24 protein-coding genes and 3 pseudogenes are annotated in these 23,497 nt (G+C 58.8%); 15 read left to right on the top strand and 12 right to left on the bottom strand.

Annotated elements, in window-relative coordinates:
- Window positions 1-364: 364 nt before the first annotated feature.
- From QNJ43_RS09425 to QNJ43_RS09405, 6 genes and pseudogenes are all read left to right on the top strand, one after another.
- Window positions 365-1,098, top strand: a pseudogene (locus QNJ43_RS09425) (gluconate 2-dehydrogenase subunit 3 family protein).
- Window positions 1,099-1,122: 24 nt separating this feature from the next.
- Window positions 1,123-2,448 carry a GMC family oxidoreductase gene (locus tag QNJ43_RS09420; protein WP_346432917.1) on the top strand — a complete coding sequence of 442 codons (1,326 nt, stop codon included), beginning with the start codon at window positions 1,123-1,125 and terminating at the stop codon, window positions 2,446-2,448.
- A 70-nt stretch (window positions 2,449-2,518) separates the two neighbouring features.
- Window positions 2,519-2,902: a GMC oxidoreductase gene (locus QNJ43_RS26935; RefSeq protein WP_346432916.1), complete on the top strand. Its 384-nt coding sequence runs from the start codon at window positions 2,519-2,521 to the stop codon at window positions 2,900-2,902.
- Window positions 2,903-2,906: 4 nt separating this feature from the next.
- Window positions 2,907-3,326, top strand: a complete 420-nt coding sequence (locus tag QNJ43_RS09415) for a c-type cytochrome (protein ID WP_300469393.1) — start codon at window positions 2,907-2,909, stop codon at window positions 3,324-3,326.
- Between the two features lie 92 nt (window positions 3,327-3,418).
- On the top strand, window positions 3,419-3,616 hold the full coding sequence (locus QNJ43_RS09410; RefSeq protein WP_300469391.1) for a hypothetical protein: 198 nt from the start codon (window positions 3,419-3,421) through the stop codon (window positions 3,614-3,616).
- A complete protein-coding gene (locus QNJ43_RS09405) occupies window positions 3,579-4,211 on the top strand; it encodes a cytochrome c (RefSeq protein WP_300469389.1) in 633 nt (210 codons plus the stop codon). The genes QNJ43_RS09410 and QNJ43_RS09405 overlap by 38 nt, the downstream gene beginning before the upstream one ends.
- Before the next feature lie 117 nt (window positions 4,212-4,328).
- On the opposite strand, the gene QNJ43_RS09400 is transcribed toward QNJ43_RS09405, so the two are convergent.
- The 5 genes from QNJ43_RS09400 to QNJ43_RS26925 all read right to left on the bottom strand — a co-directional run bounded on the left by QNJ43_RS09400 (window position 4,329) and on the right by QNJ43_RS26925 (window position 8,361).
- Window positions 4,329-4,511, bottom strand: coding sequence for a hypothetical protein (locus QNJ43_RS09400; protein WP_300469386.1), 183 nt, complete (start codon window positions 4,509-4,511; stop codon window positions 4,329-4,331).
- On the bottom strand, window positions 4,493-5,956 hold the full coding sequence (locus QNJ43_RS09395; RefSeq protein WP_300469384.1) for a cache domain-containing protein: 1,464 nt from the start codon (window positions 5,954-5,956) through the stop codon (window positions 4,493-4,495). Before QNJ43_RS09395 ends, QNJ43_RS09400 begins: the two co-directional genes overlap by 19 nt.
- Before the next feature lie 278 nt (window positions 5,957-6,234).
- The gene (locus tag QNJ43_RS09390; protein WP_300469382.1) at window positions 6,235-7,692 is read right to left on the bottom strand and encodes an ATP-binding protein; all 1,458 of its coding nucleotides are present in this window, start codon (window positions 7,690-7,692) and stop codon (window positions 6,235-6,237) included.
- The gene (locus tag QNJ43_RS26930) at window positions 7,689-7,868 is read right to left on the bottom strand and encodes a winged helix-turn-helix domain-containing protein (protein WP_346432920.1); all 180 of its coding nucleotides are present in this window, start codon (window positions 7,866-7,868) and stop codon (window positions 7,689-7,691) included. Before QNJ43_RS26930 ends, QNJ43_RS09390 begins: the two co-directional genes overlap by 4 nt.
- A gap of 76 nt (window positions 7,869-7,944) precedes the next feature.
- Window positions 7,945-8,361, bottom strand: coding sequence for a response regulator (locus QNJ43_RS26925; RefSeq protein ID WP_346432915.1), 417 nt, complete (start codon window positions 8,359-8,361; stop codon window positions 7,945-7,947).
- Between the two features lie 361 nt (window positions 8,362-8,722).
- On the opposite strand from QNJ43_RS26925, the gene QNJ43_RS09380 reads away from it, so the two are divergent.
- From QNJ43_RS09380 to QNJ43_RS09365, 4 genes and pseudogenes are all read left to right on the top strand, one after another.
- Window positions 8,723-9,442, top strand: coding sequence for an efflux RND transporter periplasmic adaptor subunit (locus tag QNJ43_RS09380; RefSeq protein ID WP_300469379.1), 720 nt, complete (start codon window positions 8,723-8,725; stop codon window positions 9,440-9,442).
- Window positions 9,381-9,674, top strand: coding sequence for a hypothetical protein (locus tag QNJ43_RS09375; RefSeq protein ID WP_300469378.1), 294 nt, complete (start codon window positions 9,381-9,383; stop codon window positions 9,672-9,674). The genes QNJ43_RS09380 and QNJ43_RS09375 overlap by 62 nt, the downstream gene beginning before the upstream one ends.
- A 156-nt stretch (window positions 9,675-9,830) precedes the next feature.
- Window positions 9,831-10,043, top strand: a pseudogene (locus QNJ43_RS09370) (efflux RND transporter permease subunit); the annotation flags it as partial.
- Window positions 10,042-12,933, top strand: a pseudogene (locus QNJ43_RS09365) (efflux RND transporter permease subunit). The pseudogenes QNJ43_RS09370 and QNJ43_RS09365, both read left to right, overlap by 2 nt.
- A gap of 52 nt (window positions 12,934-12,985) precedes the next feature.
- On the opposite strand, the gene QNJ43_RS09360 reads toward QNJ43_RS09365, so the two are convergent.
- From QNJ43_RS09360 to QNJ43_RS09330, 7 genes are all read right to left on the bottom strand, one after another.
- Window positions 12,986-13,732, bottom strand: a complete 747-nt coding sequence (locus QNJ43_RS09360) for a hypothetical protein (RefSeq protein WP_300469375.1) — start codon at window positions 13,730-13,732, stop codon at window positions 12,986-12,988.
- A gap of 317 nt (window positions 13,733-14,049) precedes the next feature.
- Window positions 14,050-14,304: a hypothetical protein gene (locus tag QNJ43_RS09355; RefSeq protein ID WP_300469372.1), complete on the bottom strand. Its 255-nt coding sequence runs from the start codon at window positions 14,302-14,304 to the stop codon at window positions 14,050-14,052.
- Window positions 14,305-14,537: 233 nt separating this feature from the next.
- The gene (locus tag QNJ43_RS09350; protein WP_300469370.1) at window positions 14,538-14,780 is read right to left on the bottom strand and encodes a hypothetical protein; all 243 of its coding nucleotides are present in this window, start codon (window positions 14,778-14,780) and stop codon (window positions 14,538-14,540) included.
- A gap of 518 nt (window positions 14,781-15,298) precedes the next feature.
- On the bottom strand, window positions 15,299-15,613 hold the full coding sequence (locus QNJ43_RS09345) for a WecB/TagA/CpsF family glycosyltransferase (RefSeq protein WP_300469367.1): 315 nt from the start codon (window positions 15,611-15,613) through the stop codon (window positions 15,299-15,301).
- A complete protein-coding gene (locus tag QNJ43_RS09340; RefSeq protein ID WP_300469365.1) occupies window positions 15,606-16,064 on the bottom strand; it encodes a WecB/TagA/CpsF family glycosyltransferase in 459 nt (152 codons plus the stop codon). Before QNJ43_RS09340 ends, QNJ43_RS09345 begins: the two co-directional genes overlap by 8 nt.
- Before the next feature lie 225 nt (window positions 16,065-16,289).
- A complete protein-coding gene (locus QNJ43_RS09335; RefSeq protein WP_300469363.1) occupies window positions 16,290-16,853 on the bottom strand; it encodes a glycosyltransferase in 564 nt (187 codons plus the stop codon).
- 58 nt (window positions 16,854-16,911) lie between these two features.
- Window positions 16,912-17,433, bottom strand: a complete 522-nt coding sequence (locus QNJ43_RS09330; RefSeq protein WP_300469361.1) for a hypothetical protein — start codon at window positions 17,431-17,433, stop codon at window positions 16,912-16,914.
- A 204-nt stretch (window positions 17,434-17,637) separates the two neighbouring features.
- On the opposite strand from QNJ43_RS09330, the gene QNJ43_RS09325 reads away from it, so the two are divergent.
- The 5 genes from QNJ43_RS09325 to QNJ43_RS09305 all read left to right on the top strand — a co-directional run bounded on the left by QNJ43_RS09325 (window position 17,638) and on the right by QNJ43_RS09305 (window position 23,482).
- A complete protein-coding gene (locus QNJ43_RS09325; protein WP_300469359.1) occupies window positions 17,638-20,061 on the top strand; it encodes a cellulase family glycosylhydrolase in 2,424 nt (807 codons plus the stop codon).
- A gap of 30 nt (window positions 20,062-20,091) precedes the next feature.
- Entirely contained in the window at window positions 20,092-20,259 is a 168-nt protein-coding gene (locus QNJ43_RS09320) for a hypothetical protein (protein ID WP_300469357.1), read from the top strand.
- A gap of 105 nt (window positions 20,260-20,364) precedes the next feature.
- The gene (locus QNJ43_RS09315) at window positions 20,365-20,898 is read left to right on the top strand and encodes a hypothetical protein (protein WP_300469355.1); all 534 of its coding nucleotides are present in this window, start codon (window positions 20,365-20,367) and stop codon (window positions 20,896-20,898) included.
- A 140-nt stretch (window positions 20,899-21,038) separates the two neighbouring features.
- Complete coding sequence (locus QNJ43_RS09310; protein ID WP_300469353.1) at window positions 21,039-21,785, top strand: hypothetical protein; 747 nt, start codon at window positions 21,039-21,041, stop codon at window positions 21,783-21,785.
- A gap of 134 nt (window positions 21,786-21,919) precedes the next feature.
- Window positions 21,920-23,482: a GumC family protein gene (locus QNJ43_RS09305; RefSeq protein WP_300469351.1), complete on the top strand. Its 1,563-nt coding sequence runs from the start codon at window positions 21,920-21,922 to the stop codon at window positions 23,480-23,482.
- Window positions 23,483-23,497 lie beyond the last annotated feature (15 nt).

Raw genomic sequence — 23,497 nt, 5'->3', positions numbered from 1 at the left:
TCATATTGAATTCTCAGAAATAATGCAAATGCATATATCGTCTTCTATTGAAGATGTGGCATATTTTCTGAGTCTGCGCGACAGATTATCGTAGCCTCTACCAAAAGGAATTTGCTGAGGCTGACCCCGGATGGTTTCTCAACCAGCCGAAACGCCCCTGAAAGAGACGAAACTGGCTGAACTTGAGTCCTCTCCCTTGTGAGAGAGATCCGCCCTTGTGAGAGAGATCCGCCGTCCTGACCTCCGCACACCCGGAAATTCTCGACTGATTGATGGATGCTTTGCCCGACCATGTTCCGGCAAAGGCAAGAATCATTCTTGTCTTTCGGCATCCAATCCTTTTGTCCAAGGGAGAGGATACGAGATGAACAGAAGAGAAGCTCTCTTCTCGATGGGCGCTTTCATCGCCGGCGTTCCGGCCATCGCCAAGTCGGTAGAGGCCAAGGAGATCCGCGGATTTCCGGTCGAAATAACCTTGAGCGAAGACAGTGTTCCGCGACACGTTCGCGTCGGCGGCGAATTGCGGGTCTTCAAGGACGAGATCGATCGCAAGACCCTAACGGCCATCATCGACCGGCTCATTCCCTCCGATGACCACGGCCCCTCGGCAAGCGAAGCCAGTTGCCTGGAATTCATCGATGACCAGCTGGCGACCGCATACGGTTCCAGCGATGCCCTCTACCTCAAGGAACCGCTCAAGCCGGAAAACGAGGAAGAGATCATGGGCTCGCCGCAGTTCATCGCAACGCCGCGCGAGCGTTACGAGATCGGCCTGAAGGCCCTTCAAGCCTACGTCCAGAAGACCGATGGGGCACCTTCTCCGCCCTTTCGCCTGATCGCATCGACGAAATCCTGACCGACCTCGAGGCCGGCAAGATCGATCTGGGCAAGGACGTCAACGGCCAGGCCTTCTTTGAGCTGGTGTTGCAGAACACCCGCGAAGGCTACCTGGCCGACCCGCTTTATGGCGGCAACAGGGACATGGTCGGCTGGAAGATGATTGGTTTCCCGGGGGCTCGTTACGACTACCGCCCCTACATCGATCGGCGCGGTGAAGACCTGCAGCTGACGCCCCTCAGCCTGATCCCGAATGACTGAGCCGAAGGACTTCAGGAGAACAATATGAGCAACCAACGTCCCAAGGCCGATGTCGCCATCGTGGGGCTCGGCTGGGCCGGCTCCGTCATGGCCGAGGAATTGACCCGCGCCGGTCTCAATGTGGTCGCCTTCGAGCGCGGCAAGTGGCGCGATACCTCGATCGACTTTCCTCCCGCCATCGATCCCGATGAGCTGCGCTGGCATACCTGCCGCAAGATGCTCCAGCCGATGAGTGTCGAGACCATGACGTTCCGCAACAACAGTGGCGAGACCGCCGCGCCCGTGCGCAACTGGTCCGCGTTTCAGTTCGGCTGGGATGTAGGTGGCGCCGGCACCCACTGGGCTGGCATGTCCTGGCGCTTCCTGCCCTGGGATTTGGAGGCCGCCACCAAGACGAAAGAGCGTTATGGCGCCGGTAAGATTGATGCGGACCTGATGCTTCAGGATTGGTGCCTCACCTATGCGGACATGGAGCCTTACTACGATCGCTTCGAGCGCATCGCGGGCACGTCCGGCACGGTCGGCACGGTCGGCAACATCAAGGGCCAGACGTTCGAGGGCGGCAACGTTTTCGAAGGCCCGCGCTCGCGCGACTATCCGACCCTGGAGCTGAAAGACACCAACTGGATGCACATGTACCGGGAGACGACGGAAAAGATGGGCTACCATCCTTTCACGATCCCTGCCGGCAACATCTCGCAGGCCTATGTGAACGCTCTCGGCATCACCATGGGGCCCTGCACCTATTGCGGTTTCTGTGATTTCCACGGCTGCGGCAACTTCTCCAAGTCCTCGCCGCAGGTCTGCATCCTTCCCGCTCTCATGCGTCGCAAGAACTTCACCGTTATGACGGAGACGGAAATCCTCCATGCGGTCAAGCATGAGGACGGGAAGACGGTGAAGGGGGTGAAGTTCGCCACCAGCGACGGCGAAGAGGGCTTCCAGCCCGCCGACATCGTCTGCTTCACCGCCTACCAGATGGACAACGTGCGGCTCATGCTGCTGTCCGGCATAGGCGAGCAATACGACCCCGAGAGCGGCAAGGGCACCATCGGTCGCAACTACTGCTACCAGACCTGTTCGTCCGTCACCGGCTTCTTCGATGGTGCGAAGATGAACCCGTTCATCGGCGGCGGTGCGCTGGGCGTCCAGATCGACGATCACAATTCTGACAATTTCGATCACGCCGATCTCGATTTCATCGGTGGCGCCGGCATCATGGGCTACTCGATCAACGGTCGTCCGATTCAGAACATGAACGGCCTGCGCCCCGGCGCCAAGCGCTGGGGCTCGGAATCGAAGGCCGCCTGCGCGCGCGATTACCAGGAAGCGGCCGCGATCTTCTGTTAGGGCACGTCCATGCACTCGCGACGCCTATCTGTCGCTCGATCCGGACTACAAGGACCGTCACGGCCAGCCGTTGCTGCGCCTGACCTTCGACCGGAACAAGAACGACCAGAAGATGGCCAGCTACGTGACCGACAAGGCCGTCGAGATCATGAAGGAAGCCGGCGGCGAGCATCTGGCCGTCGACAATCAGGCTGCTGAAAGCTGGAACCCCTACAAGCAGCACAGCTCCCACACCATCGGCGGTGCGGTGATCCGCGCGGATCCGACCCGGTCGGTGCTCAACACCTACCTGCAGAGCTGCGATGCCCACAACGTGTTCGTCGTCGGCGCTTCGGCTTTCCCGAATAACGGCGGCTACAACCCGACCCTGACGGTCGGGGCGCTCGCCATCCGCGCTGCTCGGGCAATCCACGAGACCTACGTCAACAATCCCGGGCCGTTGGTGGAGGACTGAAAGAATGGCTAACTGGAAAAAGATCGGCGTCGTGGTGGTCGTGGGCGCCGGGGCCTGGCTCTGGCGAACTTTCGACACCAGCCGCTCCGATGTCGCCGACGACACCATGCCGCTGTCTCAGGTGAAGATCACCGATGCGGCGGCGATCAAGCGCGGCGAATACGTCATGCGCCAGGCCGACTGCGTCGCCTGCCATACGGCGGGCCAGGGCGACTTTGCCGGCGGCTACGTGATCGGCACTCCGTTCGGCGACCTTATCTCCTCCAACATCACGCCGGATGAGGAGACCGGCATCGGCAGGATGACGGAGAGCGACTTCTTCAATGCTGTGCGCCAGGGCATCGGCGAGCATGGTCTGCTCTACCCGGCCATGCCCTACACCGCCTATGTCCAAATGTCGGACAAGGACATGCACGACCTGTGAGCCTACATGTCCACGATCAAGCCGGTGACAAACGAGATCCACGAAAACGCGGCCATGCCGTTCCCGTTCGATCAGCGTCTGGCCATGGCCGGATGGGACATGCTGTTCTTCAAGAACAGGGCTTTGAGCCCGAGTCGTCGAAGGGCGAGGAATGGAACCTCGGCAAGTATCTGGTGCAGGGGGCGGGACATTACTCCACCTGTCATACGCCGCGCAACTTCCTGGGCGGTGAGAAGCTCTCGGAGTTTCTGCATGGCTCCAACCTCGGCCGGCGGCTGGGCATCACCTGACATCACTTCCAACAAGGAGATGGGGGCGGGCTGGATGTCGCCCGATGACATGGTTGAATATCTGAAGATCGGGGCGACCCACGGAACCGTCGCCTCAGGCCCCATGGCCGAAGCCATCGAGCACTCCTTTCAGTACCTGGACGAAAAGGATCTCAGGGCCATCGCGACCTACGTTCTGTCGCTGCCGCCTTCAGACCTGAAGAAGGATCCGGGCTTCAAGTTTTCCAAGGACAAGGAAGCCGAGGAGTACCACAATTACGAGGTCAACTGCTCTGCCTGTCACGGGGTCGAAGGCGAGGGCATCAAGGGTATGGTCCCGGCAATCGCTGGCAACAACCGGATCACGACCCGGTATTACACCAACCTGATCCATGCCATGCTGATGGGGACGCGGGCCGCGCACACCCAGACCCTGCAGACTGCGGCCGGCATGCCGTCCTTCGCCTGGAAGATGGACGACCAGCAGATTGCCGACATGCTGACCTATATCCGCAACGCCTTCGGCAATCAGGGCAGCCGGGTGAAGGTCGATGACGTGGCCAAGATGCGCAAGGAACTCGGAGCCCGCCAGAAGGTGACCAACGTGAAGGACTGATCTGCGGATCCAGTCTGGAAAACAATCAGGGCCCGGCATCATCGACGATGCCGGGCCCTTTTTTATTCGGTTCGTAGTTGTTGAGAGGAGCCGATCGATCGCGCGACCGGGCAACAACTAGGCAGCAGCGACGCCCTGGAGGAAGCGCGAAATGCGTTCCGACAGGTTCTGAGTGCTGGACGCAACCTGCCGGGAGGCTTCGAGCACCGCATCGGCCGTCTTGGAGGTATCCGTCGTCGTTTCCGCAACCTGGCCCATATTGTCCATCGCGCGGCGGGTTCCTATCGCACCTTCCTGCACGTTCTCGGAAATTTCCTGAGTTGCCAGCACCTGCTGTTCGACCGCGTCCGCAATCGTGGTGGTGTAGCCGTTGACTCCTCCATGGCGGAGGCGATTTCTTCGATCACGGCAACCGTATCGGTGGTCGAACTCTGGATCGCGCCGATATGGGCGGAAATCTCTTCCGTCGCCTTCGACGTCTGGTTGGCCAGTTCCTTCACTTCCGCGGCAACGACGGCGAAGCCCTTGCCCGCCTCACCGGCGCGAGCCGCTTCGATGGTCGCATTGAGGGCCAGCAAGTCGGTCTGCTCCGCGATCGCCTGGATAAGGCTGACCACCTCGCCGATCTTCTGGGTCGCTTCGTCCAGGCTGGCAACCTTCTGGTTGGATTCCTGAGCCGCTCGCGTTGCTTTGGAGACCACCTGACTGCTCTGGCTCACCTGGCGGGTGATCTCTCTGATCGAGGCAGCAAGCTCTTCTGCAGCAGACGCCACGGTTTGCACATTGCGGGTCAACTGTTCAGAGGACTTCGTTGCGCTTACAGCGTTTTCTTCCGTATGGGAGGCGATCTGTTTCAGGGAGCGGGCCGCGTCATCCATCTCCATGGAGTTGTCGGACACGGAGGAAAGGGCCGCCTCGACTTCCACGCGGAAATTCTGGATCAGACCTTCGATCTGTTCCTGACGGCGTTGCCGGCCAACCTGCTCCTGCTTCCCAGCTTCCTCAAGCCGGTTATGTTCCACGGCGTTTTCGAGGAATACCGCGACTGAGCGGCTCATATCGCCGAGCTCATCTTCTCTGTCCGTGCCTTCGATTTCGATATCCAGATTCTGGTTCGAAACCTCGCTCATCTGCGAGCTAAATCGGCGCAAAGGAACAACCAGAGATCGCGCGATGAAGAGACCGCGACTGACCGCGGCGGCGATATCGACCATCAGGACACTGGATCCCAGGAACCACCTCCACGGCTTGAAAACCTGCACGTAGCTGGTTTTCTCAAAGGGCTTTTCTTCCGGGGAAATGAAGCCGTATTTGACGAAGCCGGAACCCGTTGTCTTTGCGACCGACACCATTTCCTTGATGTGGTACTTGCCGAACGCGTCGGTCGTTTCCAGCTTGTTGACGCCTTCATTTTGCGTCTTCACCGGATGAACGAGCGTCGTGCCCTGCAGGTCGTAAGCAAAGACGTAGTCGCCATCCCGGTACTTCATGCCGCGCAAGGCCGACTTGGCCTGAGTCTTGGCGTCTTCCTCCGTCAGCTCTCCTGCCTGAGCTTTCTGGTAAAATTGATCGACGACGTTCGCCGCCGGCTGAACGACGCTGCGTATCTCGTTCCGCTTGAACTGCTCAAGGTTCGAGCACAATGCGTACATCTGATAGGTAAGGAAGAGGACAAAGCAGATGCCGAAAAAACCGACGAGAGAATACAATTTTCCCGAGAAGGATCGGATCAGTTTGAGCGACATATGGCACCTCTTTACAGAAGTCCAGTTTTGTGAGGCTCAATATTCCAAATACAGGTAAATAAAATCTCCATTACTACGTATAAGTATCACGACGTATCGTATTATATAAGAGTATTATATAAGAGTATTATATAAGAGTATTATATAAGAGTATTATATAAGAGTATTATATAAGAATAGATAAATATCTTATTGTATATAATGCTTATACATGAAGCCTGATAACAATTGAATATTCTAATAGCGATATGTGGAAGTGCTTAGAAATTTGAGCGACTTCAACCAATCTCCCCAATCGCGCCCCGCATGGGAAGTCCTTTGCTGGCCGTCGCTATCGTTACTCCGGACGATTGAGGATGCAGCCTAATCGGCGACAAAGAGCGGGAGAGAAAAGCCGATGAACGGTTCTCCCTGGTCGGACGTTTGGATGTCGAGGGTGCCGCCCTGCGCGCTTCCACAAGGTTTCTGGCGATGGTGAGGCCGAGGCCCGCACCGCCCGTGTTCCGGTTTCGGGAGAGCTCTCCGCGCACGAAAGGCTCCATCACCGCTTCCGCCATGTCCGGTGAGATGCCGGGGCCGTTATCCGTCACCCGAACCCGGGCCATGTGCTCGTCGGTTTCGAGTGAGACGTTCGCGCGCTCGCCATAGCGCACGGCGTTCTCGATCAGGTTGTTCACGATACGGCGCAGTCCCAGACGACTGCCGATGACGAGGACTTCGTCACCTACGGGGCCTTCGAAGCTGACCGGCTGGCCGGAGACCTGACGGTCCTTTACCTCGCTGCGGATCAGGTCGGCCAGATCCAGAAGTTCTTCTGAAGCATTGTCCGTTTCCACCCGCGTCGCCAGCAGCGCGTTGTCCAGAAGGGCGATCATGTCTTCGATATCCCGCGCCGACTGCATGCGCTGATGCTCGTCGGGGATGGAGTGAATGCGCAGTCGCAGCCGGGTCGCAAAGGTTCTCAGGTCGTGGGAAATGCCTGCAATCAGTACGAACCGGGATTTGAGGACCTCCGACAACCGGGTCTGCAGCCGGTCGAAGGCGTTGACCAGCGAGCGAAGTTCCGGGCTTTTGTGGCGCACGTCCGGCAGGGGAACTCGGTCGGAGGACAGGTCCATGTGGTCGATTGCCTTCGACAGCTTGGCGAGCGACAGGATTTCCCGATACATGGCAATCACCACGATCAGGGAAATGATCGCAGCCATGAGCCCTGCCGCCATGCCAATCGGTATGCCCATGACACCGAATGCATCCGGCGCCAGGCTCCGGATGATGAGAACCCGGCCGTCCCTTAGACCGATGTGGAATTCGATGCCCAACTGCTTTCGCCAGGGGGTGTGCAGGATATCCGTCTGCTGGAATGGTCTTTCGAAGGGAAAGATATCGAGAGGCCGATCACCGACCACTGTGAGATAGCAGGCGCGGAGATTGTCGTCTTGCCGGCGAACGACCTGCTCCTGAGGCGTGACGGGGCCGTCCGCCTTGTTCCTGGTCGCAACTTCTAGGTTGGCGGAATCCAGGGCGCTGAGCAGGTGTTTCGCATCCGGCGTTTCTTCGACTGACCGAATGATGGCCGCCAGCCGGTCGGGGGTGATCGGATAGGTCGCTTTCGTCCCGAGGTCGTCGAGATAGGCGGTGATTACCATCACGAGCCAGGATGCCTGCGCGATCAGGAAGACGACCAGCGCAATCCGCCGCCAGACAATCCGTCCGGAGCTACGCGAAAAGGGGCTCATGCCTCGATTTTCCGGACAAGGGCGGTAAAGACGTATCCGTTGGGGCTCGCCGCTGACAGCTTTCGACGCAGACGCGAGACGAGCACGTTGATCGTGCGGTCGAACGGATCTGCTTCCCGCCCGCGCGTCCAGTCCAGAAGCTGATCGCGGCTGAGAACCCGGCGCGGCTTCTCGATGAAGCAGGCCAGCAGGCCGAACTCTCCGCTCGTCAGGTCTACCGCGATGCCTCGATCATCCTCGATCTGCCGCGCATCAAGATCGATCAGAAATCTGTCGAACGCGGTAGCGTCGGCCGGCTTGTGCCGGTGTCTGGGAGGGCATGGACGCGCGCCGCAACAAGGCGCGTATCCGGGCGATCATTTCCAGCGGGGCGAAGGGTTTGACGACATAGTCGTCGGCTCCCATCTCAAGTCCCACAACCTGATCCACTTCGCGTCCCTTGGCCGTGAGCATGAGGATGGGCATCGTCCCCTTGGCGCGAAGCCGCCGACAGGTGGAAAGGCCGTCCTCTCCTGGCAGCATGATGTTGAGGATGACGAGATCCGGTACCTTTTCGGAAAAGAGCCGATCCATCCCCGCCGCGTCCATCGCCGGGCGCACAATGAAGTTCTCGCGGGTCAGCAAATCCGCCAGAAGGTCGCGAATTTCCGCATCATCTTCGACGATCACGATAACTGCGCTGTGTTTGTCCATGTCAGGTATTGTTGCAGTTCCGTTCAAAGTGACAAAGGTAGTATCGCAGATCGATCAGCCTTATTCGCCTGCGTTTACACCTTAATTCGAGCCGTTTACAAAACGTCACAAATCTCTTGACCGGGACAAACCGGGTTTACGCAGCCGCCTTATTCCATTCTCCTTTGATCGGCGCCTTCCGGGCAGTCTTCAACTGTTGGGGCGTCCGGTCGAGCAGGAAAAGAAAGCGGCCTCCCAATTGACCGAACATTTGCGAAAGCCTTCCCCTCGAACGACCTCCATCCGGGTCCCGGGGCTCTGTCTTCTCGGCGCGGCGGTCGTGGCCGGAGCCTTTCTCGTGCAGTCTGAGACGCGGGTGGATGAGGCACAGCAGCCCGCCGAGACCGTTTCCGTCGTGCATCCGGTCAAGACGGAAATGACCCGCTATCTGGAAGAAACGGGCACGGCGGAGGCTCTTCGAAAGGTCACGCTGGTCGCCCAGGTTTCGGGAACTCTCAAGTCCATCAACTACGAGGACGGAACGAGGGTCGAAAAGAGGTGTCCTCTCTTCGTCATCGACCCGGCCGAATATCAGGCCAACCTTGAAAAGGCGGAAGGCGAAGTCGCCCAGAGCGAAGCCTCGCTTATCAACGCCCAGACGGCCTATAAACGCGCGAGTTGTCTGTCGAAGAGTGCGGCTGTCTCCAAGGCTGAGATCGACGAGGCCCTGGCAAACCGCGATATCGCGCAAGGACAGTTGGCCTCCTCCAAGGCCGCGCTGGAGCTGGCACGCATCGATGTCGAGCACACGCAGATCACGGCGCCGTTCTCCGGGTATGTGACCGCGCACAAACAGGATGTCGGTGCGTTGATCACGACGAGCACCGAACTTGCGATCATCATGAACCTCGATCCGATCTACGTGAACTTCACGGTGCCGGAGAGCGAGGCGCTCAGGATGCGCCGGGCGATGAAGGGGCGCGGGGAGGCGTTCAGGTCCTTGAAAGCAAGTGAAGGTGGAGGTCGGCACGCACAGCGATCCGGACTATCCGCTGTCCGGCACGATCGACTATGTTGAGCTCCGGACCGATGCGAACAAGGCGACCTTCAATCTGCGGGCGGTGCTTCCGAACAAGGATCGGGCGCTCGTGCCGGGCATGTTCGTGCGCCTGCGCGTTCCTCTGGAACAGATCCGCGACGCGGTCCTGCTCCCCTTATCGAGCATCGGAACGGATCAACGTGGGCATTACGTCCTCGTCGCCGCCGACGGGGGCAAGGTCGAACGACGCTCCGTGACGCTCCTGGACTAGATCGGCGAAAAGCAGCGCGTCCGCGGAGACGTGGCGGTCGGCGATGCGGTTGTCCGCAATATGGCGTCCGATGTGAGGGCGGGGGATGTTGTTCGCGGAGACTTCGGTTCTGCATCTTCCGCCGTCGCATCGGCTGACCGTTAGAGGACCGGCATCATGTATTCGAGGTTCTTCATCGAGCGGCCGGTGCTCGCCAACGTGATTGCGCTTGTCACGATCCTGATCGGCGCGCTGGTCTTTCTGCGTCTGCCGATCTCGCAGTATCCCGATATCACCCCGCCGACCATTCAGGTGATGGCCCGCTATCTCGGTGCCGGTGCGAAGATGCTGACGGAAACGGTCGCGCTGCCGATCGAGCATCAGGTGAATGGCGTGCCGGGCACGCTCTACATGCAGTCGTCCAGCTCGAGCGATGGGCAGCTACACGTTGACCGTCACCTTCGCCATCGGCACGGATCTGGACGAGGCGCAGATCCTCGCCCAGAACCGGGTCGATGCTGCCTCTTCGCAGCTTCCCTCCTCCGTGCAGACGCAAGGGGTGATGGTTCGCAAGCGTTCAACGTCCATTCTGGCATTCATCACCCTGACGTCGTCCGATCCCGACTACGACAGTCTGTTTCTCTCCAACTATGCCAAGATCAATCTGGCCGATCCGCTCGCCCGCGTCCCTGGTGTGGGCAACATCTCGATCTTCGGTGCGGGCGATTATGCCATACGCATCTGGCTGAATGCGGATCGCATGCTGGCGCTGAAACTGACGACGCCCGCCGACGTGAGCAATGCGATCAAGGCATAGAGCCAGACGGTCCCGGGCGGCTCGATCGGCATGCGGCCCCTGTCGGACGCCCAGACCTTCCAGAAGCCGATAGAGATCGACGGCCGTCTGCAGGATGTCGACCAGTTCGGCGATGTCATCGTCAAATCCGATCTCGAGACCGGCAGCGTGACGCGGCTTCGCGATATCGCGCAGATAGAACTCGGATCGAAATCCTATGCCCAGGTCTTCCGCCTGAACGGGCACCCTTCCGCAGCCATCGCCATCAGCCAGCTGCCGGAGGCCAATGCGCTCGAGGTTTCCCGAGCGGTCGAAAAGGAAATGGCGGCGCTGTCCCGGTCCCTGCCCGAAGGGGTCAGCTATTCGGTCCTCTTCAACACCACGGCATTTGTCAATGCCGCGGTCAAGGAGGTCTACAAGGTGCTGATCGAAGCCTGCGTCATCGTCCTGGGCGTCATTCTTCTCTTCCTGCAGGACTGGCGTGCGATGCTGGTCCCCGCAACCACCGTACCCGTCACCTTGATCGGTGTGTTCGCCGCAATGGTGGCCTTCGGCTTCACGATCAACATGTCGACCCTGTTTGCGCTGGTGCTGGCCATCGGTATCGTGGTCGACGATGCGATCATCATCGTGGAAGGAACCGCCCGGCATCTAGGCGACGTTCACTCCGGCGCAATGGCCGCCGAAAAAGCGATGACGGAACTCTTCGGACCGATCGTCGGCATCACCCTGGTTCTGTTGTCGGTCTTGCTGCCTGCCTCCTTTCTTTCCGGACTGACGGGCGAGCTCTACCGCCAGTTTGCGCTTGTTATCGCCGGAACCTCCCTGATCAGTGCCGTCAATGCGGTCTCGTTGAAGCCGGTGCAGGCGGCGCTCTGGATGAGTCCGCCGACGCCGGTTGCGGAGCGAAACGTGATCTTCCGGCTTTTCGATCGCGGCTTCTCGCGTCTGGAAAGCGGCTATGCTCGATGGCTTGGCAAGATTCTGCGTCATCGCCGGGCCGTCGGGCTTGCGACTCTGGCGCTCATCTGTCTCGCTTTTGTCGAGCTCGCCCGCGTTCCCTCGGGTTTCCTGCCGATCGAGGATCAGGGATACATGCTCGCCGCGGTTCAGCTTCCCGCAGGTGCGTCCCTTCAACGGATGGACAAAACGCTGGAGGAGGTCGAGCGTCGCCTGAAGACGGTGCCGGGCGTTGCCAATGTCCTGACCGTTGCCGGCGTCTCCGTGCTCGACAACATGGCGTCGCTGTCGAATGCGGGGCTGGCCTATATCGTGCTGGAGCCGTGGGATGAACGCGGCAAAGACGAGGGGCTTCTGGCCACCTACAAGGCGCTCAACAAGGCGCTGAAAAACCTCGACGACGGTCACGCGATCGCCGTGCCGCCGCCGCCGATCCAGGGTGTCGGCAATATTAGCGGCGCGACCATGATGGTGGAGCTGACGAACGGCAGTGGCGACTACACGCAGCTCAACGCAATGGTCGAGAAGCTTGTCGGCCGGATCCAGCAGGATCCGCGTATGCAGAGCGCGACGCAGAATGCCGAGTTCGATGCACTGCAAGTCTCGGTGGAGGTGGAGCGGAAGAAGGCGAAAGCCGCCGGGGTTGCCGTCAGCGACGTCTTCAATGCCCTGTCCGGCTATCTCGGTGCGGCCTATGTCAACCAGTTCACGAAATTCGGCCAGACCTTTCAGGTCTACCTTCAGGCCGACGGGGTTTATCGCACGACCGTCGACGGTATCTCGCATATCCGGATCCCTAATTCGCAAGGAAATCCAGTGCCAGTCAGCGAGTTCGTGACCGTCAGGGAGATGGTCGGTCCCTCGCTGCTGACACTCTACAATCTGCATCCGGCGGTCACGATCACCGGTCGGCCGCGCCAGGATGTGAGCTCGGGGCAGGTGATGGATATCATGGCCAAGGCCGCCGACGATCTGCTGCCGCGCGACATGGGCTTCGAATGGTCGGCCATGTCCTATCAGGAGCAATTGACGGTCAACCAGATCTATCTGGCCTTCGCCCTTGCCGTGATCCTCGTCTATTTCGTTCTGGCGGGGCAATACGAGAGCTGGCTCGGACCTCTGCCGGTCATCCTGTCGGTTCCGCTTGCTCTGGCGGGAACCGTCGCCGTGTTTCTGGCTCTCGAGCTGCAGAACACGCTCTTGATCGCGCTTGCCGCCAAGAACGCGATCCTGATTGTGGAGTTCGCCCGCGACATGCGCATCAAGGAAGGGCGCAATCTCATGGACGCCGCCATCGAGGCGGGACGGCTGCGTCTGCGCCCGATCCTGATGACATCCATCGCCTTCATCCTCGGCATGGTGCCGTTGATCCTGGCCTCGGGCGCAGGTGCCAACGCCAGCAAGTCCATCGGCATTTCGGTCGTCAGCGGCATGCTGATTTCGACGGTGTTATCGATCTTCGTCGTGCCCTGCCTGTTCCTGATCTTCCGCTCATTCGAAGAACGGATCTTGGGACGCGGATAAGCCGCCCGAAAAGGGCGGGTTGTTCAGCGTTTGTGTCCTGTCCGGGCAAGGCCTAGTCGCAAATGCTACCGGGCGTCGGAACGTCATCCAGATTGTCGATGGTCGGATATACGGGGCCGTCGGCAAAGACCGCCTTCAGGTAGCGGTAAAGCTTTTCGCCGGAACAGGTCAGGGCGCTGTCATCGCCCTTTTTCCAGCCGGGATGGAAGAGTATCGCCGTGTCATTTTTCGGAACCGCTTCGATCATGGCGGGCAGGTGCCAGCTGAAGACGCGGGTATCCTTGTAGAAGTCTATCGAGATATCGATGTCATCGAATTCCTTTTGTGACGGATTGATAGGGATACCTTCATTCTTCACTTCCTGTTTGAAGCGGTAGATATCCTCCATCAGGAATGCATATCCGTCACGATCAGAATGCTCCACAAAGGCGGGAACCATCTTGCCCTCGTAGGCTTCATTGTCGAAGGCGATGTAGATGTTCGTCCCGTCGCCAAGTTCGCCGTGCAGATAGATCGCCGTGTTGACATCTCCGCCCTCGCTGTCGAAGGACGTGACATAAGCCTGGTATTCCAATGCTTTGTCGAATTTCGGATTCCGGACATTTTCATAGTAGGCAACGCCGGGCAGGTGATGGGCATCGCTGGCAAAGACAGTGAGATTGTAATTGGTCACTGAAACGGACGCATTCAGTTTGCGCACGCCGAAACTGTCATCCTTCGCGAAGCTCTTGCTGTGCAGAAAGAAGAGTTCACTGTCCATAGCGTGCATCTGCAGGGCGTTTATCTGCGCCTTGAACAATTCGATCTGTTTGTCGGCCCTGTCTGTCGCGTTTGCGGAGCTCTCTCTTGGCGATCAGGGCGTACGAAGGTGATGCCGCAGTTAGTGCGGTCGCCATAATAATTCCGAACTAAATCGTGCTTGTCTTGTAGTTTATAAACGTATATCTTCAGGGTATATTCAATTTAATGGAATTTTTTTATATTAGTAATATATTTTTAATAGTTAACTTATTTGAGCGGAGATAGAAGCTCCTTTTCGATCTCGACTTGCATGTCATATATTTTCTGGGTCATCTTGTGTACGCTTCCGCAAATGTGTTGTTTGTCCGAATCATATCAGGTCACGACTGGGTCTTCCTGCACCTCTTCGAGTGTCGTGGACATGTTGAGCATCAGCTCGCTCAATTTTTCCAAAACCTCAATGTCATCAATGGATGACCATGTTTCCAAAGGGTCGGTCCGCTTCAGGTAGTCGAGCACACCGTTCATGTCGACGCTATCGGTTTCGGCGACAAGAAAGCTGTATTGATCGCCATTCGGAATGAGAAGCGCGACCTCCTTTCCTTGTTGGCAGTGTTCGTCGTATCTCAATATGGAATGTTTTTCCTCGATGCGTCGAAATGAATGCATGTAAATGCCGGTATTACTGTGATTTTACTCAAGATACAGATCGGAAATATATCGATATTTCTTGAAATAAAAATCTGTATGGCAATATTATCTCTATTCTCGTCGACGTCATGCGTGTGATCGACAATGATCTCCTTGCTGCCCATGACTATGAAGGTGGACACCCTTATGAATTTTGTGGGCCAGTCCTCAGTTTAGATCTTGTCGGTCTTCTTTATTTCTTCGTAGCTCTGGCGACTATAGTCATCGACGCCGTCGAGGTCGCCCTGCGCCGCAAAGTCGACGATGCTGCGATCAATGGCGTGCAGAACGTCGAAATTTCGTGCGTCTTCAGGGATGGAGAGATATTCGGCCGTGGCTGAGGTGGATATGGCCATAAGGCTCAGGACGGCACCCAGACCGGTTGCCCTAAACAAACCAAGAATCAAGTGCCCCAAAATCTAATTTATCTTGTCGTTCATTATAGGTATGTGCGAATAAATATCGCAAATATATAGTATTATTCGCGGAATTGATAGTTTGTGTGGAAATATAAGAATAGGAGACCTGTAGACATGGTCGGCTAGAAATAAAATATCGGAGTGTATCTATAAGTCATTTTAGAGGTATGGGACCGGAGGCACTTTTCTGCGAGTATTCGAATATAAAAATATGTCGCATGGTAAGATGGGGGGTAGGTCGGATTTCGCTAGGGAATGGTGCGGGTGAGAGTGAAAATATATTGGTTCTGATGTCTGGATATACAGGATATCTGACTGCCAGAGCGGGAAAGGACGCTGGCGAAAGAGCAGTTTTAGCAGCGTCACAAGAGCGCACCAACTCGCGATGTGCCTTCAAGGACCTGTCTTAGTCTGCGAGTGGTCGTGATCGACTGGGCTGTTCTCCTGCCAGCTCCGCGGTCCCGCGGATGGCGTTCGATAGGCGTTGACCCCCCGTTCGTTCGCGAAGATGGGAGTTACTGGCGCCGTAAGCGCAGAGCGGCGAGGAGAAAACGCGGAATGCCGATACAATAGCGCCGCGCGAGACGCCTCGGCTCCTGAAGAAACCGGAACAGCCATTCCAGTCCCAGGGTGCGGACGAAGCCCAGGGCCCGCACCACCGCTCCGGGCATGAAGCCGAACAGGGCGCCGACCCCGATGCAGACCGTCGGGTTCAACCGCTCCCAGTTGGCCATGATGAAATGTTCCTGAAGCGGATTTCCCATGGCGACCAGCAGGAGATCTGCCTGCGCGGCATTGATCGTCTCGATCACCTCTTCGACGTCATCCATCGAGAAGAAGCCGTCCCGGCAGCCCGCGCGATCTCGTGGTGGGGATAGGCCTTCGCAATATCTTCGCAGCCCCCTCCAGGGAAGTCGGCGATGCGCCCAGCAGGAAGACGCGCAATGGAATATCCAGGGTGGCGAGAATGTCGGGGACTAGGTCGGTTCCGTTCAGATTGGCCGGAAACCCATGGCCGCATACGAGTCGGCTGGCGAGATTGACGCCGACACCGTCATTCAGCAGCGTCATGCGGTTCAAAACATTCGCATAGTCGGGATCGTCCAGAGCCAGCAGCACCGTATGGGCGTTGCAGATGGCGACGTCCAGCTTGCGGCGTTGCCCGACAGCCGTGCCGATCAGGGCGATCGCATTCTCGCGCTCAAGCCTTTGCAGGGTGAGCGGGCCGATTTGAATCGTCGCAATGTCCGGCCGGTTGGATGCGTTGACGTTGGAGAGCAAGATAGCAGCGCCTTGAACGGGAGTGTCATGTATGGACAGTTATTGGCGTTGGCTAAAAATACAAGTATTAGTGAAAATGATAGTAGACTTTGGGTCCGGCTCGTTAATTTCCATTGTTAGGTAGAAACATAGAAACAAGGTGGAGAAAAATGCCATAGTGTAAAATTACTACATATTCTGCAGTTCAACCCCGCGCTTCGCTATAGGTTTTGTCATAATCGAGTTTCAGGTGATCCCATGAATAGGCGCGGGCCGTGGATACGGCTTGCTGCCGAAAGCTATCCAGATCTTTCGTTGCGCTACGGTGGAGTGCTGTGAGACGCGCGGGAGCCTCATCAGGGCCGAGAAATCGCAGATGTCGATGCCCGGATGAACTGCGGCAAAGGCCTGGAAGGCCGCGTTGTGATGGACGACGGGCAACAGACCCGCACTCATTACTTCGATAAGCGCCAGGCCGAACCCTTCGTATTCGGAGGCGCTGACGAAGAAACTGCAACGGCCGAGGACGTCCCGCAGGGCCGAGGTCGTCAGGCCGACATGGACGTCCACTTGCTCTTCAAGACCGTGGCTGGCGATCTCGGCTTCAAGCGCCGTGAGCGAGACATCCGCCGGAACGCCGCAAATATCGAGGTGCCATTGCGGGGTTTCGTCTCGGAGCGCGGCGGCAAGCGCGATCAGCCGATCGAGTCTCTTGTTTGAAGAAAACCGACCGAGCGTCACCATGTTGCGGGTGAGGTGCGGGGCGCTGGCGCCCGCGAATTTGTCGACATCCACGCCGTTGACGATCACCCGCGCCCGCCCGGGGGCGAAGCGCGCCTAATCCGATTCACTGCAGCACACCAGAGCGTCATATTTGCTCACCGAGGCCCGGGTCAGCGTGTTGAACTAGATCTTTTTCAGTGTCGCGAGCTTGGCAGTGTGAAAGAAGCCGCCATGCGTCGTCGCGATCAGCGTCTTGCGATGCAGCGGCTTCGTCGGCCAGCGCGTCGAAGGCAAAGTCGACCGCATGCACATGGATGATGTCTGCCGATGCGATGGCCCGCCACAACCCAAGCGCGACCGGATAGCGATGCGAGCCGAAATAGGGCAGTCGCTCGACCTCGATGCCGTCGATTGTCTCGTGTGCGGGCAGGACGGTCTCGGGCGCGCTGAAGATATGATCGCAGGTCATGACCCGCACCCTGCGGAACGTTTTGCGTTGGTGGGCCGCCAGTTCGGAAACGAATTCCTCCAGCCCGCCGATACCGGGGGCGTATTGCCGAACGACGTGGACGATTTCGAGCTCTGCCAAAGGGGAAGAGGCGGCATCAGACAGATGCCAGCAGTCTGTCGTGGCGACATCCTCCGTTTCGCTCAGCAATGAGGCCATCCGCGCTCTCCCCTCTCAGGAATGGTCACCTGGCAATGTGCCGTTTAAAAATGGACCTGCAGTAAACTGCGAACTCGCTATTTTCTTGATGTTATAAATACCTGGTTTCACGAGATCTTAACCCGATCGCCCCACCTTGCGGGGCAGCGCGACGAGACGCCGCGCAAGGGATTTGTTCCGGATGATGAGGTGGAATCTTCTCCGATGACAACAATGCAGGCGGCCACGGCCGTCCGGAGCGGACATGTGCAGGAGCCGGAACCGGCGGAAAAGCCGCCGGTTCTGCATATCAGCGCGGATTATCCCGATCCCTATCGCGGACCGACGACGACCGCCGTTGAACGGCTCGTGACGGGAACGCCTGACGCGACTCACATGGTCGTCTCCGCCACGCGCACGAGCCGGCCGGACCAGACCTATTTCCGTGATTGCGGCATGGTGGAAGGCGTTCGTCTGTTCGCCTACCGCTATTTCGCGCCGCCCTTCGGCATCGGTCTTGCGCCCGCAATGACCGTGGTGGCACGGCGGATTGCCGAGGCTCTGGCAACCGAAGGACTGCACCCGTCGATCATTCATGCGCACAAGTTCTCCTTCGAAGGGCTCGCCGCCCTGTGGCTCGTGCACCATTACGGGGATGACGTGGCACTCTTCGTCTCCGTGCATGGAGAGGGGGAACGCAAGATCGTGCGCTTCAAGCCGGGATATCTGCCCCGTCTCCAGCAAATCGCCGATCGGGCACAGCGGATCTATTATGTCTCCGCCTGGTTCCGTCCGATCCTGGAAGAGCGGCTGACCATCGAGCCTGGCAAGCAGGCGCTTCTGCCCAATATCGTTAGCAATACGCGTCCGTCGATCCCCGCCTGCGCTCCTGAGCCGCGCTTTGTCAGCGTGTTCAATCTCGATATCCGGGAGCGCAAGGGCTTCGGGCCCATGCTGGAGGCTTTCTGCCGCTACCATGCTGCGCATCCCGAAATCGGTCTCGATCTCATCGGCGGGGGCCGTAAGGAGAGTGTCGCTGCCGTCAAGGCGCTGATCGAGAAGAAGAAGCTGACCGATTGCGTGCGTCTTCTCGGTCGCATGGACAATGAGCAACTGACCTCCACCCTGCCGCACTATCTCGCGCTCGTTCTGCCGAGTTTCAATGAAACCTTCGGAATGGTCTATCTGGAGGCGTTGTTTGCCGGGATTCCCATCCTGTATGGGCAAGGCACCGGTTATCGACGGTCTGGATGTCGGCGTTGCGATCACGCCGGGCAATGTCGACGAGATCCAGGCCGGGTTCGAGACACTCGGCGCGCAGAACGAAACCTACCGCGCAACCATCCGCGACAGCGCCGCCGAATTGTATTCGCGTTTCGATGCCAAGGCCGTGCTCGGGCGTTATCGCGACTACCTGCTGACCTTCGCCAAGGCGGCCCAATGATGAGGAGCGGGGGCCTTCGCCGCCATTGGCGCGCTCTTCTCGGCTCCCTTGTCGGCGCCCTGTCACTGGGGGCCATCGTTCTGGCGCTGGGCGTGCCTGTCCCATCCTCCATCAATGCGAGCGCATCGCAAAGCGGTAACACGCCTGTCTCACAAGTCGCCGCACCGTTGAGATCAACTCAGGCTTTGGCCGTCGAAACCGAGAAAGCGGCGCGTATTCAGAGCTTTCGGCGCGGCGTCAATCTTTCCCGAAAGTTGAGTTTCGCGCGATCCGATCCCGCCCGGCCCGGTCACTATCTCTGGCCGCCTTTCAGCGGCGATCTGGTTGCGATGTCGGACGATGAACTCGACCGCCTTCGAAAGCTCGGCTTCGATTTTGTCCGGTTGCCGGTTGATGTCGGCCCGTTCCTGGCCGCCGATGACAGCGATTTGCAGCTGCTGCTGGACGATGTGCAGCAATGGGTTGCGCGCCTGCAAGGCCATGGCCTGAACGTCTTCCTCGACATCCATCCCGCCACCTATTCCTCGCAATGGCGTCCGGCGGACATTCTCGAGGATCCCCGGGGCGAGAAGTTCAGGCGCTATCGGGACTTTCTGACGACCGTTGCAAAGCGCTTCATCGATGAGGCGGGGGCGGACTTTGCCCTGGAACTGATGAACGAACCGCAGCCCGATTGCGTGCGTTCGAACGGCGAGGACTGGACCGTATCGCAACGGCGTCTCTTCGCCGCTCTCCGTCAGGTTGCCCCAAACCTGCCACTCGTTGTGACGGGAGGTTGCTGGTCATCGGTGGATGGGCTGGTGCGACTTGACCCGGACAATTTTGATGGGCGCACGCTGTTCGATTTCCGCTTCTACGAGCCCTATTTCTTCACCCACCAATCGCTGTCCTGGGCCTCATCCCCGGCACGCTATCTTGCGGGCCTGACCTATCCGGCGGCCGATGGCAGCGAGGGAAAAACGCTGGGCCAGACGAAGGTCCACCTCGCGCAACTCGCAAAGGCGGGCAAGCCGCAGCCGGAAGATGCGCTCGCCGCGGTGCAAAAGGAGATCTCCTTTATTACCGCAACAGGAAACCATTACCGCAACAGGAAACCGGGACCTGCGACGATAGACAAGCGGTTCGCGGTCGTGGGCGTTTGGGCTCGAGAATACGGCATCGCGCCGGAACGGGTTCTCGTCGGCGAATTCAGTGCGATCCGCTGACCCTCCGGGATCGTCGATGACGGAAGCCGCTTGCGCTGGCTGACGGATGTTCGAACAACCGCCGAACGCCACGGTTTCGGCTGGGCGCTTTGGGATTATACGCAAGGGTTCGGCCTGCTTTCTGACAATGCCGAACGCACTGTCGATGTCGAGACGGCAAGAGCGCTCGGTCTCGATATCGATGCCTTGCGCCGATAATCGTCGACTGCGGTGAAGCGCACCTGCGCCGAATCGCGGGCAATGCTATCGTTTGCGTCGGTATCGCCCGATCGGGCGGCGACAGACGGGTTTCATTGGAACGACGTGACGGACCGCTACTCCAATCCCATGCTGGCACGCGAAGCTGAGGCGAATACGCTCGCGGGCTTCGTGCTGCGTTGGATTTCGGCGCTCATCATGGCCTATGCCTTCCTCATCTCTCCCGTTCTGATGCACTGGGGAGCATCGGCGCGCGCTGCGGACATCAACGTCTTCGCGTCGCAGTCAAATCCGTTCAACCAGTTGTTCTGGGGCGCCGTTCTGGGCGCCTCAATCCTGTCCGCCTGGCACAATTTCCGCAATATAGGGCGTCTGCTCGGCGATCCGGTCGCGCTCCTGATGCTGCTTTATCTGCTCTTCGCGGCGGCCAGCGTGCTCTGGTCGCCAGTCCCCGCGATCGCCTTCCGGCGGCTTGCCTTGCAGGTCATCATCGTGCTCGCCCTCGGCATTTCGATTTTATCTGCTCTTCGCGGCGGCCAGCGTGCTCTGGTCGCCAGTCCCCGCGATCGCCTTCCGGCGGCTTGCCTTGCAGGTCATCATCGTGCTCGCCCTCGGCATTTCGATCGTTCTGGCCGATGACCGGGATGCGCTGCTCGACCGTGTCCTTGCCATCGTCGCGCTCACGGTGATCGTCAATACGGCCGTCGTGCTGCTGACCCCGGCGGGACCGCTCGGGCATGAAAGCATCTACTCGCAGAAGGAACGGTCTGGGCGCTTTGATGGCGTTCGCGCTGCTGTTCTGCCTTTACGGGGCGGCCGTGAAACACGGCAAACTGAGAGCCCTCTTCACGGTTCTGGCGCTTGCAGCTCTTTATGCTATGGTGATGAGCAAGTCGAAGACCTCTCTCGGTCTCGCAATCCTTCTTCCCCCGCTCATCTGCTTCGTCATCGTCATCACCCGCGCATTGCGGATGAATGCGGCGCTGTTCCTGTCGTTCTGCTTCGTCCTCGGCCTGTCTGTCTGGTTCTATCTCTCCGCCATGACGCGTTTCGGCCTTGCCAAACTGTCCATGCTGCTCTTCGGCGACGAGACCTTCACCAGGCGCACAGTTCATCTGGCAGTTCGTTCTCGACGTCATCGCCCGCGACCCGCTCATCGGTCAGGGATATGCATCGTTCTGGGGGATTGGGGCCGATCGATCGTCGAACGGGAAGCTCCGGGCTTCGTGGTTGACCTGTTGCAGGCCCATAACGGTTATCTCGATCTCGTCGTGGAAACCGGCTTTATCGGCCTCGCCATTCTTCTGGCGCTGATCCTGACCGCCCTGTTTGCAGCAGCTCGCACGGCGGCGACGCGACCCGCACTCTGCTGGCTGTCGATGACGATCGTGATCACCGTGGCGTGTCACAACATGCTTGAAAGCAGCTGGTTTCGCGGCTACTCGCTGATCTGGATGCTTTTCATCATGGCCGCCTTGCTGCCGCGGGCGCCCTCCCATGGGGCCGATCCGGGCGCCACCCCGTAAGGGGAACAGAGTTTCTGCAGTTTTCTGAGCTGTTAGTGAAGTTCTAACCCGAGTGCGTTACCAACGATTAAGACTGTTTCGTAGTTGTTAGGTGCGCGACCGTGCAATCTCCCTCCCGCAACTCCTCCGGCTCGATGTTTATCGATACCCTGGCAATGTTGACGATATTGCTCCGCCGTATATGGCTCGTGCTTCTGACGGCTGTCGTGTTCGCTGGATTGACGGCCGGCTTCACGCTGATGGTGTCTACGATCTACCGGGCTTCCATGCTCGTGCTGATCGACCCCTCCGTTCGCCAACCCTTCGACAATCCCAATCTTCCCACCCGCTCTGGCAATGAAAGCGGCGTCATCGACAGTCAGGTCGCCCTGATCTCCTCCGATACGATACTGCGGCCGGTGGTGCGTCAGTTCAATCTCGTGAAGGACGAGGAGTTCGGCATCGAGGGCGGTACGGGGCTGCTGTCCGGTTGGCTTGGAATGATTTCTGCTCCCGAACAGAGCGACAAGCCATTGAGCGAGGTGCAGCAGGAAAACAAGGCCGTCAAGAACCTCGGCAAGGCTTTGACCGTCAAGCGCGAAGGTCTCACCTTCGTCGTGAGCATTTCCGTGGAATCTCGGGAGCCGGAAAAGGCTGCGAAGATCGCCGAAGCCATCGCGCACAGCTATCTCGCCGACCAGAAAAGCCAGAAGGAAACGTCGTCCGTCGAGCTGATGGAACAGATCGATAAGCGTCTGATCAGCTTGCGCGAACGGCTGCAGAAGGCGGAAAGCGCCGTTCAGAAGTTCAAGGAAAAGAACGGCTTGCAGAGCACGGGCACGAGCGGCCTGCTCATCAATCAGGAACTGGGCGATCTCAACACGCAGCTTACCGAAGCGCGGGCGGAAGTCGCGGAAAAGGAAGCGCGCTACAAGGAGCTCTCCGCCGTCCTGAAAAAGGACATCAGCCCCGAGGCGATCAACGATCTTTCCGCCTCTCAGCCCGTCTCACAATCGGTCTCGCAATTGCGCGATCAGTATGCGCGCGCCGTACGGCTGGAGGCCAATCTGGAGACGGAACTTCTGCCCTCCCACCCGGACCTGATCCGCGCCAAGTCGCAGGTCACGCGGATCAAGGGGCTGCTGCAGGCGGAAACCGAACGCATCGCCGACGCCGCGAGGATGGACTACGCCGTGGCGCGTGAACGCGTCGCCAACCTTGAGAAGGCGATCGGATCATCCGTCTCGAAAGCCAATGTGGGGGATGCCGCATCGATCCACCTGCGTGAGCTGGAAACCGAGGCGAAGACCACCCGCACGCTCTCTCAGAACATTCTGGGCTGCGCGAAGGAGATTGCGGAACTAGAGCAGGTGGTCGTTCCCGGCGCGCGCATCATCGCCTCGGCCCGGGCTCCGGAGCATCCAGTTTGGCCGAGAAAGAAACTGATGGTCGCTCTCGCCGGTATTCTGGGGCTGCTTGTGGGGACGGGCGGCGTCGTGGGCGGAGAGGCGGTTCGTCAGGTCTCCGCGAGCCTCAAACGCGATCATGCTCGGGCGGAAATGACCGCGTCGAGAAACCGGGACGCGGGGGGCCTTGCCCGATCTGATTCCGGCGGCCGGGCTTTCCGACAACTCCGAAATGCTCACGGTATTGAGCAGCATTCCGCGCCTCAAGCACCTGCCGGAAGTCGACCGCAAGGCCGTCGCCGCCATCCTTGAGGCGCTCGACGAATA

Origin of the sequence: Breoghania sp., assembly GCF_030066895.1 — a bacterium.
In the GTDB taxonomy this organism is placed as follows: domain Bacteria; phylum Pseudomonadota; class Alphaproteobacteria; order Rhizobiales; family Stappiaceae; genus Breoghania.
The sequence above is the reverse complement of the archived record's forward strand: the minus strand, read 5'-3'. Positions and strand labels throughout refer to the sequence as shown.